This window comes from Ensifer sp. LC384 (assembly GCF_001695865.1).
GTDB lineage: Bacteria > Pseudomonadota > Alphaproteobacteria > Rhizobiales > Rhizobiaceae > Ensifer.
In genome coordinates this window covers 1-14,059 of the sequence record NZ_MBST01000013.1, presented here as the reverse complement: position 1 = coordinate 14,059, position 14,059 = coordinate 1, and the positions used below count along the sequence as shown (strand labels likewise).

13 protein-coding genes, 2 tRNA genes and 1 pseudogene are annotated in these 14,059 nt (G+C 64.1%); 11 read left to right on the top strand and 5 right to left on the bottom strand.

The features are described 5' to 3' along the window. Positions 1 to 561: 561 nt before the first annotated feature. Together BC363_RS12010 and BC363_RS12005 are read right to left on the bottom strand one after the other, a co-directional pair. A complete protein-coding gene (locus BC363_RS12010) occupies positions 562 to 771 on the bottom strand; it encodes a cold-shock protein (protein ID WP_025425871.1) in 210 nt (69 codons plus the stop codon). A gap of 282 nt (positions 772 to 1,053) precedes the next feature. Further along, positions 1,054 to 1,128, bottom strand: a tRNA-Thr gene (locus BC363_RS12005). Between the two features lie 157 nt (positions 1,129 to 1,285). Here BC363_RS12005 and BC363_RS12000 point away from each other — a divergent pair. The 11 genes and pseudogenes from BC363_RS12000 to BC363_RS33465 all read left to right on the top strand — a co-directional run. Next, the gene (locus BC363_RS12000) at positions 1,286 to 1,525 is read left to right on the top strand and encodes a hypothetical protein (protein ID WP_139109934.1); all 240 of its coding nucleotides are present in this window, start codon (positions 1,286 to 1,288) and stop codon (positions 1,523 to 1,525) included. Positions 1,526 to 1,692: 167 nt separating this feature from the next. Then, positions 1,693 to 2,985 carry a UDP-N-acetylglucosamine 1-carboxyvinyltransferase gene (gene murA, locus BC363_RS11995; protein ID WP_065781323.1) on the top strand — a complete coding sequence of 431 codons (1,293 nt, stop codon included), beginning with the start codon at positions 1,693 to 1,695 and terminating at the stop codon, positions 2,983 to 2,985. Positions 2,986 to 3,091: 106 nt separating this feature from the next. Then, the gene (locus BC363_RS11990; RefSeq protein ID WP_065781424.1) at positions 3,092 to 3,532 is read left to right on the top strand and encodes a DUF2948 family protein; all 441 of its coding nucleotides are present in this window, start codon (positions 3,092 to 3,094) and stop codon (positions 3,530 to 3,532) included. A gap of 37 nt (positions 3,533 to 3,569) precedes the next feature. Next, complete coding sequence (gene hisD, locus BC363_RS11985; RefSeq protein WP_065781322.1) at positions 3,570 to 4,874, top strand: histidinol dehydrogenase; 1,305 nt, start codon at positions 3,570 to 3,572, stop codon at positions 4,872 to 4,874. After that, positions 4,871 to 5,347, top strand: coding sequence for a UPF0262 family protein (locus tag BC363_RS11980; protein ID WP_025425876.1), 477 nt, complete (start codon positions 4,871 to 4,873; stop codon positions 5,345 to 5,347). Before hisD ends, BC363_RS11980 begins: the two co-directional genes overlap by 4 nt. 14 nt (positions 5,348 to 5,361) lie before the next feature. Next, the gene (locus tag BC363_RS11975) at positions 5,362 to 5,829 is read left to right on the top strand and encodes a low molecular weight phosphatase family protein (protein ID WP_065781321.1); all 468 of its coding nucleotides are present in this window, start codon (positions 5,362 to 5,364) and stop codon (positions 5,827 to 5,829) included. A gap of 125 nt (positions 5,830 to 5,954) precedes the next feature. Next, positions 5,955 to 6,173, top strand: coding sequence for a translation initiation factor IF-1 (infA, locus tag BC363_RS11970; protein WP_004435948.1), 219 nt, complete (start codon positions 5,955 to 5,957; stop codon positions 6,171 to 6,173). A 49-nt stretch (positions 6,174 to 6,222) separates the two neighbouring features. After that, entirely contained in the window at positions 6,223 to 6,843 is a 621-nt protein-coding gene (locus BC363_RS11965; protein WP_065781320.1) for a Maf-like protein, read from the top strand. 5 nt (positions 6,844 to 6,848) lie between these two features. Further along, entirely contained in the window at positions 6,849 to 7,058 is a 210-nt protein-coding gene (gene yacG / locus BC363_RS11960; protein WP_065781319.1) for a DNA gyrase inhibitor YacG, read from the top strand. A gap of 181 nt (positions 7,059 to 7,239) precedes the next feature. Next, positions 7,240 to 7,315: transfer RNA gene (locus BC363_RS11955), tRNA-Phe, on the top strand. Positions 7,316 to 7,408: 93 nt separating this feature from the next. Beyond that, positions 7,409 to 7,531 (top strand): annotated as a pseudogene (locus BC363_RS33465) (transposase); the annotation flags it as partial. A 142-nt stretch (positions 7,532 to 7,673) separates the two neighbouring features. On the opposite strand, the gene BC363_RS11950 reads toward BC363_RS33465, so the two are convergent. The 3 genes from BC363_RS11950 to BC363_RS11940 form a co-directional block, all read right to left on the bottom strand. Then, positions 7,674 to 8,999: an HlyD family type I secretion periplasmic adaptor subunit gene (locus tag BC363_RS11950; protein WP_065793301.1), complete on the bottom strand. Its 1,326-nt coding sequence runs from the start codon at positions 8,997 to 8,999 to the stop codon at positions 7,674 to 7,676. Positions 9,000 to 9,045: 46 nt separating this feature from the next. Further along, positions 9,046 to 12,153: a cadherin-like domain-containing protein gene (locus BC363_RS11945; RefSeq protein ID WP_065786277.1), complete on the bottom strand. Its 3,108-nt coding sequence runs from the start codon at positions 12,151 to 12,153 to the stop codon at positions 9,046 to 9,048. Positions 12,154 to 12,295: 142 nt separating this feature from the next. Then, a partial coding sequence (locus BC363_RS11940) for a type I secretion system permease/ATPase (protein ID WP_141690287.1) occupies positions 12,296 to 14,059 on the bottom strand: 1,764 nt, incomplete at its 5' end.

The window sequence follows — 14,059 nt, the reverse complement described above, 5'->3', positions numbered from 1 at the left end:
TGCGTTAAGGCGCATCCTTTGGTGCCTGCAACTACAAATTAAATTTTCCGCTTCAGTGTTTCGATCGACCGATCGCCTCAGCTTTCGTGAGCGGCGCGTCAGAACACGAACATTTAAAGCAGAATGATGGCGATCAGGGGCACGCCCATGAGCCAGAGAACGATGCCTTTCATTTCAGAACCTCCACGTCGTTGCCGTTGAATTGGTAACGCGGCTGTAGGGAAACGTTCTCTGCATCGGATGGAGGCCTTACGGCACTGTCAGTCAGATCGGGCGCGCTACTGCATAATTCCTTAAATCGGAATCGATTTAAGGAATTATGCAGAAGTTTAAAGCGTTACAGCGTCCTTTGCGCATCATATTTGATGCGCGGCGCTGTAAGGGCGTCGTAATATTTTGAGATTGCTGCGTAATGTCTTCCAAGGGTCGGTTTCGATCCAGGGAGAAATTGGCCAGTTGTCGCTGACCGAAGAGCAACAAAAAAGGTCGGGCGAGCCCGACCTTCTCATTCGCTGCACTGCCGCCGCCCACAAATCTGCGTTCGGCGACGTCGGGCGAAAATTACTTGGCCTGCAGGTTGTCTGCAGAAGACTTGCCGGTCTTGCGGTCGCGCGTCAGCTCGTAGCTGATCTGCTGACCTTCGTTGAGGCCGGAAAGGCCTGCGCGCTGAACGGCCGAGATGTGAACGAACACGTCCGGGCTGCCGTCGTCAGGCTGAATGAAGCCGAAGCCCTTGGTGCTGTTGAACCACTTTACTGTGCCTGTAGCCATGACGATTCCCTTTCAATCGCTCGTAATAGACATTCCCGGAAACAAACCTCCGGATCAAGATAACCGATTTTGAAGAGGGAAGTCCGTCTCTCACGCGCTTAGGGCGCCGACACAAAGTTCGTCAGCAATATCGATTTCCGCCACATAGGAGCTGAATGTGACGATTGCAAGGCTTTGTTCGCCGATGCCTCGACGAGTTGCGCGGGTATGCACATGCGAGCGCTCGCCAAGATATCATCGCGCTGAATGGCGACAAGATTTTTGGAGTATTATGCAGGAAACTGGTGCTGCTAGAGAGATTTGAACTCTCGGCCTCTCCCTTACCAAGGGAGTGCTCTACCCCTGAGCTATAGCAGCATCTCGCGGCCGGTTCGTTGACAAGCCGCATCAAGCGAGGCGCCTATTGCCATAGCTGGACGGGGAGCGCAAGCCGCATTTCGAAGTTTTCGGTGTTGAGCTGTGAGAAAATCCATTTTGGCTTCCGAAGCCCCTGGTTTTGCGCTAATGCAGCCTTATGCAAACAGACGATAAGAAAAGCGCTGAGGGCGAACCGCCGCTGGCCGAACCGCAGAATGCGACGGCAAAGCGCAAGCAAAAGGATACGACCGAGCAGGACCTGAGAAAGGCGCGCCTTGCCAAGACGCTGCGCGACAATCTCCAGCGCCGCAAACAGCAGATGCGTGCGCGCCGTTCCGGTGCCGCCGACGAGGCGATCGGCGTGCCTGCCGCAAAAACGGACGAATCCGAAGATTAGTTCGACGAGGGGGAGGGCTGCCGTTCGGTATTCCTTCACGCATGCAGGTGGCCGTGGCCGTCTTGCGTTCAAGGCACTTCTAATTTCGCGGCGTCTCCACTAAAGAGGCGCCTTCAGACACACTTCAATTTTTTGGAAAGGCGGGCCAAGCCCGTTCGAGAGGCCTCATGGATCGCATCAGGATTGTAGGCGGGAATGAACTTCACGGGGTCATCCCGATCTCCGGCGCGAAGAATGCGGCCCTGCCGTTGATGATCGCATCGCTGTTGACCGACGACACGCTGACGCTGGAAAACGTTCCGCATCTGGCCGACGTCGAGCAGCTGATCCGCATCCTCGGCAACCACGGCGTCGATATCTCGGTCAACGGTCGACGCGAGCGCCAGGGCGAAAGCTACGCCCGCACGATCCATTTCACCTGCCGCAACATCGTCGACACGACGGCGCCCTATGAGCTGGTGTCGAAGATGCGTGCAAGCTTCTGGGTCATCGGTCCGCTTTTGGCGCGCGAAGGCAAGGCCCGCGTGTCGCTGCCGGGCGGCTGCGCCATCGGCACACGCCCGGTCGATCTGTTCATCGAGGGTCTGCAGGCGCTGAGCGCCAACATCGAGATCGACAGCGGCTACGTCAACGCGACGGCGCCGGCAGGCGGCCTGATCGGCGCCCGCTACACCTTCCCGAAGGTTTCCGTGGGCGCCACCCATGTGCTGATGATGGCGGCGACGCTTGCCAACGGCACCACCGTGCTCGGCAATGCCGCGCGCGAGCCCGAAGTGGTCGACCTTGCCAATTGCCTGAACGCCATGGGCGCCAAGATCACCGGCCAGGGTACGGCGACGATCACCATCGAAGGCGTTCGCTCGCTGTCCGGCGCGCGCCACCGCGTGCTGCCCGACCGTATCGAGACCGGCACCTATGCCATGGCCGTCGCCATGACCGGCGGCGACGTCATTCTCGAAGACACGGATATGGCGCTGCTTGACACCGCGCTCGAGGCGATCCGCCGGGCGGGCGCCGAGATCACCCCGACCAACAGCGGCATCCGCGTCGTGCGCAATGGCGCCGGCATCAAGCCGGTCGACATCGTTACGGATCCTTTCCCGGGCTTCCCGACCGATCTGCAGGCCCAGTTCATGGGGCTGATGACCAAGGCGAACGGCGTTTCGCACATCACCGAGACGATCTTCGAAAACCGCTTCATGCACGTGCAGGAACTGGCGCGCCTCGGCGCCAAGATCTCGCTTTCCGGCCAGACGGCCAAGATCGAAGGTGTCAGCCGGCTGAAGGGCGCGCCCGTGATGGCGACAGACCTGCGCGCCTCGGTCTCGCTCGTGATCGCCGGCCTTGCGGCGGAAGGCGAAACCATGGTGTCGCGCGTCTACCATCTCGACCGCGGCTTCGAGCGGCTGGAAGAAAAGCTCACCCGTTGCGGCGCCCACGTCGAGCGCGTCAGCGACTGATTTTGCCCGTTGCGCCTGATGCCGTTGCGGTTTCAGGCGCGACGTCCTATGTCCATTTCACTTGTGGCACGCAAAATGTGCGACGAAAGCGAAAGGAATGGATCGCATGGATGGTCTGAAGCTGCTGGCGCTCGACGAGGAGGACCTGGCGGTTGTCTCCGCCCACGTCCAGGATGCCGTGTTCAAGGTTTCCGGACTGGAATACGACGCGCGCCGCAAGCAGTTTTCGCTCACCGTCAACCGCTTCGTCTGGGAGATGGCCGACGGCAAGCGGCGTTCCTTCGAGCGTCGTCGCGCCGTGCTCCTGTTCAAGCGGGTCAGCGCCGTGCGCTCGCTCGGCTTTGACCGTCGCAACGGCGAAGCCGTGCTCGATCTGCTGGCGGTGCGGTTCGCCGTTGCGGGTGAGGGGCCGGAAGGCACCGTCGAACTGGTGCTTGCCGGCGAAGCTTCCATTGTCCTTGATGTGGAATGCATCGAGGCGCAGCTTGCAGATACCGGCGGAGCATGGGAAACCGCTTTCAAGCCCCGGCATCCCGAAGGCGTTTGAACCCCGCGACACTGGCATACCACAAGGACATTTTGCGTTGGCAATCAGGCTGAACTATCTCGACGGTAACTTCGAACAGCAGTTCGCGGCATTCCTGACCACCAAGCGTGAAGTTTCCGAGGACGTGAACGCGACGGTCAAGGCGATCATCGACGATGTTCGCCTGCGCGGCGATCAGGCGGTGGCGGAGTATTCCGCCCGCTTCGACGGCATCGACTTCGCAACGACGCCGATGGCCGTCAGTGCCGAGGAAATCGATGCCGCGATCGAGAGCGTCGAGCCGGAAGTGCTGGGCGCGCTCAAGGTTGCCGCCGTCCGTATCGAGGCGCACCATGCCCGCCAGCGGCCGAAGGACGATATCTACGAGGATACGATGGGCGTCGGCCTCGGCTCGCGCTGGACGGCGGTCGACGCCGTCGGGCTGTACGTCCCGGGCGGCACGGCGAGCTATCCGAGCTCGGTGCTGATGAACGCGCTGCCGGCCAAAGTCGCCGGCGTCGAGCGCATCGTCATGGTCGTGCCGGCCAGTGGCGGCAAGATCAACCCGGCGGTGCTGGCCGCGGCGCGGCTTGCCGGTGTCGAGGAAATCTACCGCATCGGCGGCGCGCAGGCGGTCGCTGCCCTTGCCTATGGCACCGCAACCATCGCGCCGGTGGCAAAAGTCGTCGGGCCGGGCAATGCCTATGTCGCTGCCGCCAAGCGCCAGGTCTTCGGCACCGTCGGCATCGACATGATCGCCGGCCCGTCCGAGGTGCTCGTCATCGCCGATCGGGAAAACGACCCGGACTGGATTGCTGCCGACTTGCTTGCCCAGGCCGAGCACGATGTCGGCGCCCAGTCGATCCTGATCACCGACGACGCGGCCTTCGGTCAGGCGGTCGAAGCGGCGGTCGAGCGTCAGCTGAAAACCCTGCCGCGGGCCGAGACGGCATCGGCGAGCTGGCGCGATTTTGGCGCGATCATCCTGGTTCCGGACCTCGAAAAGGCCATACCGCTTGCAAACCGCATAGCCGCCGAGCATCTGGAACTGGCGCTTGCCGATCCCGAGCCGATGGTTGCCAGGATCCGCAATGCCGGCGCCATCTTTGTCGGACGCCACACGCCCGAAGTCATCGGCGACTATGTCGGCGGCTCGAACCACGTGCTGCCGACGGCGCGTTCGGCACGGTTCTCCTCCGGTCTCGGTGTTCTCGATTACATGAAGCGCACGTCGATCCTGCGTCTGGACGCGGAGCAGCTTCGCATCCTCGGCCCGGCCGCGATCGCGCTGGCACGGTCCGAAGGGCTTGAGGCCCATGCGCGCTCGGTCGCCATTCGCCTCAATCTCGGGGATGCGGGATGAAAGCTGACCGCAACCAGCGCCTCTGCGATGTCGTACTGGACGAGACGATCGGCCGTTCGACGCCCGACGTGGAGCATGAGCGCGCGGTTGCGATCTTCGACCTTCTCGAAGAAAACCTGTTCGAACCGGTCGGCCATCCCGGCGGCCCCTACAAGCTCAACCTCTCTCTGATGGATGCCAAGCTGGTCTTTGCGATCTCGACCGAGAAGGGATCTGACGTCGCCACCCATATTCTCTCGCTGACGCCGTTTCGCCGGATCGTGAAGGACTACTTCATGATCTGCGAGAGCTACTACGAGGCGATCCGCTCGGCGACGCCGAGCCAGATCGAGGCGATCGACATGGGGCGCCGCGGCATCCACAACGAGGGATCGCAGACACTGATGGACCGCCTGTCCGGCAAGATCAGGCTCGATTTCGACACCGCCCGCCGCCTGTTCACGCTCGTTTGCGTGCTCTATTGGCGCGGATGACGGCGGAGACCGGGATGACGGGAACCGCGACGCACCCGCCGACAAGGCCCCGTTCCGTTCTCTTCATGTGCGGCATGAACGCGATCCGCTCGCCGATGGCAGAGGCGCTTGCCAAGGCGGCCCTGCCGGCGGGCACCTATGTCGCCTCCGCCGGCGTGCGCCACGGCGAGCGCGATCCCTTTGTCGATGTCGTGCTGGAGGAGATCGGCCTGTCGATCGGGCGGCATCAACCGCGAACGCTGGACGAACTCGAGGACGATTATTTCGACCTCATCGTCACGCTGGCGCCGGAGGCCCACCATCTGGCGTTGGATTTGACTCGCTCGATGGCCGTCGACGTGGTCTATTGGCCGACGCCAGACCCGACGGTTGCGACCGGCACGCGCGAGCAGATCGTCGACGCCTATCGCGCGGTGCGCGATCACCTTGCCACTCTGATTAGTCGCCGTCTGGTAGTGGCGCCCGCGGGCGAAAAAGCTTAAGGCAGTACAAAAGCGGAAAAGCCGGCGCAAAGCGGTTCACAAATCCTCGTCGATTGTGTAGTTTCCGGCGAATTTTTCGGGATGCGTGTCGTATCCCCGAACAAACACAGAAAGAACAGTCCTACATGGCGAAAGAAGAAGTCCTCGAATTCCCGGGCGTGGTCACGGAATTGCTTCCCAATGCGACCTTCCGCGTGAAGCTCGAAAATGAACATGAAATTATTGCCCATACCGCAGGCCGCATGCGCAAGAACCGTATCCGCGTTCTGGCCGGCGACAAGGTGCTCGTCGAAATGACGCCCTATGACCTGACCAAGGGTCGCATCACCTATCGTTTCAAGTAAACCACCGACAGGTGGCTTCATCATATCTCTGGGGTGACGGCGCGTTCCGATGACAGCGGCTCAAAAACTGATACTGGCGTCCGGTTCGCCGCGTCGCGTCGAGCTTTTGGCCCAGGCAGGTGTCGAGCCTGCGCGCCTGATGCCGATGGATCTCGACGAGACGCCAAAGCGTTCCGAGCATCCGCGTTCGCTGGCGCGTCGCCTCTCGGCCGAGAAGGCGAAGGCGGCGCTTGCGGCGATCAAGGGCGAAGCCGGTTGGGATGGCAGCTATATCCTGGCAGCCGACACGGTCGTCTGTGTCGGCCGGCGCATCCTGCCGAAGCCGGAACTCGTCAGCGAAGCCTCGAGCGCCCTGCATCTTCTGTCGGGCCGCAGCCACCGCGTCTATACCGGTGTCTGCCTGATCACGCCCGACAAGACGCTGCGCCAGAAGGTGGTCGACACCAAGGTTCGCTTCAAGCGCCTTTCCGGCTTCGACATTGAGAGCTATCTTGCCTCCGGCCAATGGCGCGGCAAGGCAGGGGCCTATGGCATCCAGGGCATCGCCGGCAGCTTCGTGGTCAAAATCGTCGGCTCCTACAGCAACGTCGTCGGCCTGCCGCTCTATGAGACGGTCGGCCTGCTGGTCGGCGAAGGCTACGACGTTCACAACCGTTGGCTGGAAGGCTGAAGGCAGTGACTGGTGAAGACAAGAAGAGCGGTTCGAACGTAGCACCTCTGCGCGCACCGCGTCCGTGCCCCGAATGCGGCCGTCCCTCGCACCGCGAGCACTATCCCTTCTGCTCGGACCGCTGCCGCAATGTCGACCTCAATCGCTGGCTCTCGGGCTCCTATGCCATTCCTGTCGCAGACGACGAGACGAAAGCGGACGACGACGATCGCTGACCGCGATCTGCCTGAATATCTTCGGTTTTTTGGCTTTTTCCACTATCTTTGAAATTCCTGCCAAAAAACTTTCATTTGGTGCTGGACACCGCCGAACAAGATGTTATAACCCCGCTCGCTTCCGGGGCACAGACAACGCCCCGAGGGCTCCGAGAGGAGCCGCTGCCCGAAACGGCAGGATGCCCGGATAGCTCAGTTGGTAGAGCAGCGGATTGAAAATCCGCGTGTCGGTGGTTCAAATCCGCCTCCGGGCACCATCACTAAAATCAGCCTTTGGTTTTAGGTCGTTTTGTTGTCCAAACGTCCAGAAAAGTACACCACCTCAAAATTCTGGACATTTTTGTTCCCACCTCGCCGACTGCCTCTTTGATCAAATCAAGAAAGGGGAGCGGATCTTCGCCGACGAAACCACCTTGCCGACGTTGGCTCCCGGTTCAGGATCGACAAAGACAGCCTGGCTTTGGGCCTATGCCAAATACAACATAGTCAAGAGAGCCTGAGGACGCTTTCGAAGCGCTACGGGATCAATCAGAAGACCGTCGCCAAGTGGCGGAAGCAGACCTTCCGCCGCTACCGAATGCCAAATTTGCTGTAGCCGCCGATTATGTCTCCCCCTCACTCCTCGCGGAAGGCCCTGAGCATCTGGTCGGTGAAGGGTTTTGTCAGGTATGAGATTGCGGTTCTCTCGTCGGTCTGGACGAAGACCTCGACGGGCATGCCGGGCATCAGCTTGCGGCCGCCGAGCCTGTCGAGCGGCTCGGTGATCTCGACGGTGGCGAGATAGAACGGCTGTCCGGTGTTGCGGTCGAGCGTGGTGGCGGCGGCGACGACGTCGATGCGGCCGTCGAGTTCGGGGGTGGTGCGCTGGTTGAAGACGGTAAAGCGCATGCGGCTCGGCTGGCCGGGGGCGATGCGGTCGATGTCGGCCGGCGGGATGCGGATTTCGACCGTCAGGTCCTCGCCCTCGGGCACGATCGACATGGCGGTGGCGCCGGGGGCGATGATGCCGCCGATGGTGTGGAGCTGCAGGTCGTAGACGAGACCGTCGACGGGGGCGCGCACCACCATGCGCGACAGCCGGTCTTCGGCCGCCACCGCCCGCTCGCTGAGCTCGGCGATCTTGGCCTCGAGGCCGACGATCTGGCCCTGCGTTTCCTTGCGGTTGTTCTGGTCGATCGACAGCAGCTTGATGCGCAGCTCGCTGATCTGGCCGACCGCCTCGGCGATGCGGGCCAGCAGTTCGCCCTTGGAGCCGTCGATGCGGGCCATCTGGCGCAACAGGTCGCGATGCTCGGAGATCGGCACCAGGCCGCTCTTCAGCAAGGTGTCGAGCTTGCTGAGTTCCTTCTCGACGATCTCCTTCTCCTTGTCGCTCGAGCCGGTCTGGGCTTTGAGCCCGCGGATCTGCTCCTCGAACTGGCCGATCTGCAGCCGCATCTGCTCTTCCTGGCTGGTGATCATCCGGCGGTTCGCCTCAAACAGTTTGAGCTCGCTGACTTTCAGGATCTCCGGCACGTCGAGACCATCGAAGGAGACGGTGGCATCGCCGTCGCGCTCGGCCGTCAGCCGGGCGCGCATGGCGTAGAACTGCTGCAGCTGGCCGCGCACGATCGCCAGCTCGACCCGGGTCTGGGTCTCATCGAGCCGCAGGAGCACGTCGCCCTTCTCGACATGGGTGCCGTTCTTGACGGCGATCGCCGCGACGATGCCGCCGTCGCGGTGCTGGATCAGCTTGACCTGCTGGGAGACGGCGACCTGGCCCTGGGTGATGACGGCGCCCGACAGCTTGGCCTGGGCGGCCCAGCCGCCGACGCCGAACACCAGGGTGGCGGCAAAGACGGCCGAGACGACGATGCGCGAGGTGATGCCGAACTGCGGCTTCTCTGCAGATGTTGAACTCGTGACTGCGGTGTCCGCCGTGCTGTTGTCCGTGGTGTTCATGGTCTTCTTCTCCCGATAACGCGTGACATTGAGGTTTTTTCGCTGTTCAGACGGTGTCTCTCGGCGGGTCGGCCGGGGCTTCGAGCGCGGCGAGGATAAAGTCCTGTTCGGTGAGCTCGTGGCGGCCGGCGATCAGGAATTCGAGATCCTCGTCGCGTTCGAGGTTGATGACGGCGCGCACGACGGTGCGCTCGCCGTCGCCGAAGGCCTCGTGATAGAAGGTGATCTGGTGCACCGGCGGCGCCTGGCCGTCGGCGGCGAACGGGGCAAAGACCAGGCCGCCGATGGCTTCGGCGATCTTCGACAGGTCGATGCGGTCGCCGACCTGGAAGTCGCGGATCTCGTCGCGGCCGCTGCCGTCATTGGCCAGCGATGCCACCGTGCGGAAGACGAAGACATCGGCGCCGTCACCGCCGGCGAGAAAGTTGACGGCGTTGCCGGCGACCAGCACGTCGTCGCCCTTGCCGCCGACAGCACCTTCGATCGCGGTCAGCAGGTCCGAGCCGATCTCGGCGCCCTCAGCCGTGCCGCGGTCAAGGTCGATCACCACCGCCCGTGTTGCCGCCGAGGCGTCGTAGCTGTCGACCGCCTCATTGCCGTCAATACGGTCGTTGCCGTCACTGCCGCTCGCCTCCGGTGGGATCACGACGAGGAAGGTGTCGCTGCCGGTATTGCCTTCGAGCTCGTCGTTGCCGGCGCCCCCGACGAGAACGTCGTCGCCGCCGCGGCCGCGCAACCGGTCATTGCCGGCGCCGCCCGACAGGATGTTGTTGCCGGCGCCACCCGACAGCCGATCGCCCCCCTGGCCACCGGTGATGATTTCGAAGCCATCGATCCGGTCCGTGCCGATCTCGTTGCCCTCGGCAATCCCGGTCTCCATGTCCGCAAGGACTTCCTGGACCAGAGCCGAGAGATCGAGTGTGTCGATACCATCCCCACCCGAACAGCTATCGTTGCCATCATTCGTCGCGGTGCCGTTGCCGGTCTCGATCATGGCGACGACGATAACCGTGTCGTCGCCGTTGCCGCCGGAGACGATGTCGTTGCCCTGGCCGCCGGCGAGCGTGTCGTTGCCGCTACGGCCGTCGATAACATCGTTGCCGTCATTGCCGACGAGGGTGTTGCAGGCGGCATCGCCCAAAAGCCGGTCGTCACTGGTCCCGCCGATCACCGTCTCGATGCTGTCGAGCGTGTCCGATCCGATCTCTTCGCCGGTGGCGGTGCCCTGTTCGAGGTCGACGACGATGGTCTTGGTGCTGGCGCTGGCATCGAGCGTGTCGTTTCCTGCGCCGCCGGAATAGGTATCGTTGCCGTCGCTCGTTTCCCCGGGCACGCAGGCCGGTGCTTCGACGAGCATGGTGTCGTTGCCGTTACCGCCGGAGACGGTGTCGTCGCCCTGGCCGCCCGAGAGCGTGTCGCCGCCGCTACGGCCGTCGATGCCATCGTTGCCGTCATTGCCGGCGAGGGTGTTGCCGGCGGCATCGCCGGCAAGCTGGTCGTCACCGGAGCCGCCGACCACCATCTCGATGCTGTCGAGCGTGTCGGTGCCGATTTCTTCGCCGCTGGCGGTGCCCTGTTCGAGGTCGACGACGATGGTCTTGGTGCTGGCGCTGGCATCGAGCGTGTCGAAGCCGGTGCCGCCGGAATAGGTATCGTCGCCGTCGTCAGTATGGGGGGCGGCGGCCGGCGATGCCGGTGCCTGACGGGCCTCCTCGCTGGTCGCTGCGGTGACGATGACGTCGTTGCCGGCACTGGCAACAACCGTGTCGCCGCCGCTGCCGCCGGTGAGGGTATCGTCGTCGGCGCCGCCATCGACGAGATCGTCGCCGGCATCGCCCTCGAGGCTATCCTTGCCGTCCTCGCCGAACAGCCGGTCGTCGCCGGTGCCGCCCGAAGCTGTGTCGTCGCCGGCCTCGCCGATGAGGATGTCGTCGCCCGCCTCGCCATGGAGCCGATCGTCGCCGGCGCCGCCAAACAGGATGTCGTCGCCATTGCCGCCGAACAGCCGGTCATCGCCGTCATCGCCATGGAGGGTGTCGTCGCCGTCGCCGCCCAGCAGCGTGTCGTTGCCGCTGCCGCCGAGGATCAGGTCGTCGTCCTCGCGGCCATAGACGCTATCATCGCCGCCAAGGGCGGCGATGATGTCGGGACGCGGCGTGCCGATCAGCACGTCCGGTCCCTCGGTGCCCTCGATCTCCTGGGCCGGCCAGTCGAGCAGCGCCAGGAGCGCGCCATTGGCGACGCTGCCGCTGCCGTCGGAGACGGTGTAGCTGAAGCTGACCTCGCCGATCTCGCCGCGCGCCGGCGTATAGAGCCACATGCCGTCGGCATAGGCGCGCACCGAACCGGAAGAGACGGTCAGATTGGCGATCGTCAACCGGTCGCCGTCGGGATCGAGCGTGTTGGCCAGGAGATCATCGAGCAGGATGATCGCCGACAGGTTCATGAAGCCGTTGGCAAGAATGTTGCGGCCGGTGACCACCGGCAGCCGGTTGCTGCGGGTGCCGCCGTCATCGTCATCGTCGTCGTCATCATCATCGTCGCCGCCATTGTTGCCGCCGCCGCCGTTGCCGCCGTTGTTGCCGCCATTGCCGTCATCATCGTCGTCACCGCCACCGGCATCGTCGTCGTCGCGGCCGCCGGTCGACGGCAGGTTGCCGAAGGACGACAGCCGGGGAAAATCGAAGCCCGGCAGGTCGTTGTCGTTGGCCGAACGGTTGGACTGCTGGAACGGCCGGTCGTCGACAAGGCCGGTATCGGGACGGCCGTCGTCGAAGGACAGCCGCACCGAGGCGCGCAGCCGGCCGGTCACCGTTGCAACCGTGCCGGTCGTCAGCGCGAAGTCGGCCATCAGCTCGCGGAAATAATCGGCCACATCCTCGACGATATCGAGCGCGCCGGCGAGATCCGGCCCGGCCTGCGGCTCGTCCACCGGCGCCATCGCCTCACCATCGCCAAGCCCCGGACGATGCGCCGGCGCATTGCCGTCGGCCTCGTCGCGGCTGGCAAACACCGAGCCGAGGCCACCGAGAAACAGCGCCGACAGCAGCAGCCGGCCGCGCTTGCGCTCCGGTCTGTCGGCGATCTCGAAACGGTTCATCGGCGCGACCGCCTGCTGGCTGTCGGGTCGCTTCAGGATGAGCTTCTCGTCCATGACATCCTCCTCGGCCGGCGCCGGCTCCGATCGCGGAGCCCATCTTGCGCCCTGGCCTCGTGTCGCTCGCTCGCGTCTGTTCAGCTCTGCCGCCAAAGCGCGGCTTCAATCTCCGCTATGCTGGGCACTGGCACTGTGCCGGCTACTCCGCCGGCACCCGTTGCGGCTGGCCGATGCCCTGGCCCATTCCCTGGCCTTGTCCCATGCCTTGTCCCATGCCGGCATCCGTCCTGCCGGCGGCATCCGCCCTGCGGTTCTTCTCCACCACCAGCGGCCGCATCTTCTGCGACGGCAGGATCTCCTCCTTCGGTCCGAAGGCGACCAGCCGGCCGGCCTGCACCAGGCCGATCATGTCGACCGTCTGCAGCGCGCTGGGGCGGTGGGCGACGATGACGACGATGCCGCCGCGCTCGCGCACCTTGAGGATGGCCTGACACAGCGCCTCTTCCCCTTCCGCATCGAGGTTGGAGTTCGGTTCGTCGAGCACCACAAGAAAAGGATCCCCGTAGAGCGCACGAGCCAGGGCAATGCGTTGCCGCTGGCCTGCGGACAGTGCGGTTCCATGAGGACCAAGTTCGGTCTGGTAGCCGTTCGGCAGGTGCACGATCATCTCATGGATGCCGGCGGCCTTGGCGGCGCGGATGATGGCGCGCGCATTCGGCGTCTCGGCAAAGCGCGAGATGTTGTCCGACACCGTGCCGTCCATCAGCGCCACGTCCTGCGGCAGATAGCCGACATGCTGGTTGAACAGCGTCTCGGGCCATTGGTTGAGATCGGCGCCGTCGATGCGCACCGCCCCGCGCAGCACCGGCCAGATGCCGAGCATGGCGCGCGCCAGCGTCGTCTTGCCGCCACCCGACGGCCCGATCAGCCCCAGCGCCTGGCCGGCCTTCAGTTCCAGGCTCACTTCGCTGAGCAGCACCGCCCCGGTCGACGGCGCCACCGTCGTCACCTTGTCGAGGCAGAGGCTTGTCGTCGGTGCCGGCAGGTCGAGGCTGCCGGAGCGCTCGTCGAGCACGCCGAGTGTTTCGTTCAGGCGGTGATGGCTGCGCCGGGCCGCCACCACGCCCTTCCATTGCGCGATCGCCATGTCGACCGGCGCCAGCGCCCGGGCGGTGACGATCGACGAGGCGATGATCGCGCCCGGCGACAATTGTCCGCGGATCGCCAGATAGGCGCCAAGCCCGAGGATCGCCGACTGCAGGACCATGCGCAGCACCTTCGACAGGCCCGACAGCGTGCCGCCGATATCCGAGGTCTTGGTCTGACAGTCGAGATGGCGGCGATTGGCCTTCTCGAAGCGCGCGACGGCGCGGCCGGTCATGCCCATGGCATGCAGCACGTCGCTGTTGCGGGCATTGCTGTCGGCGACCGAACTGCGGGCCACCGAGGCCTTGATCATCGCGTTGGAATGGCGCCGGGTCAGCACCTCGGCGATCGCCGTCAGCACCGCCAGCACCAGGGCGCCGCCGAGCGTCAGGTAACCGAGCATCGGATGCAAAAGCCAGACGAAGACGAGATAGATCGGGATCCACGGCAGGTCGAACAGCGCCACCGGCCCCTGGCTGGCGAGGAACCCGCGCAGCGTGTCGACGTCGCGGCCGCGTTCGGTCGCCTCCGCCGTCGAATAGCCGAAGCGTGGCATCTCGATCACCACCTTGTGGGCGAGCGGCGCCAGCTCGGCGTCGAGCCGGGCGCCGAGCCGGACGAGGATCTGCGAGCGGATGACGTCGAACAGGCCCTGGAACAGGTAGAGCCCGACCGCCAGCACCGACAGCGCCACCAAAGTGGAGATGCTGCCGCTGGTCAGCGCCCGGTCGTAGATCTGCAGCATGTAGAAGGCGCCGGTCAGCGCCAGGATGTTGATCAGGCCGGAAAGGCCGAAGAGATAGATCAGGATACCGCG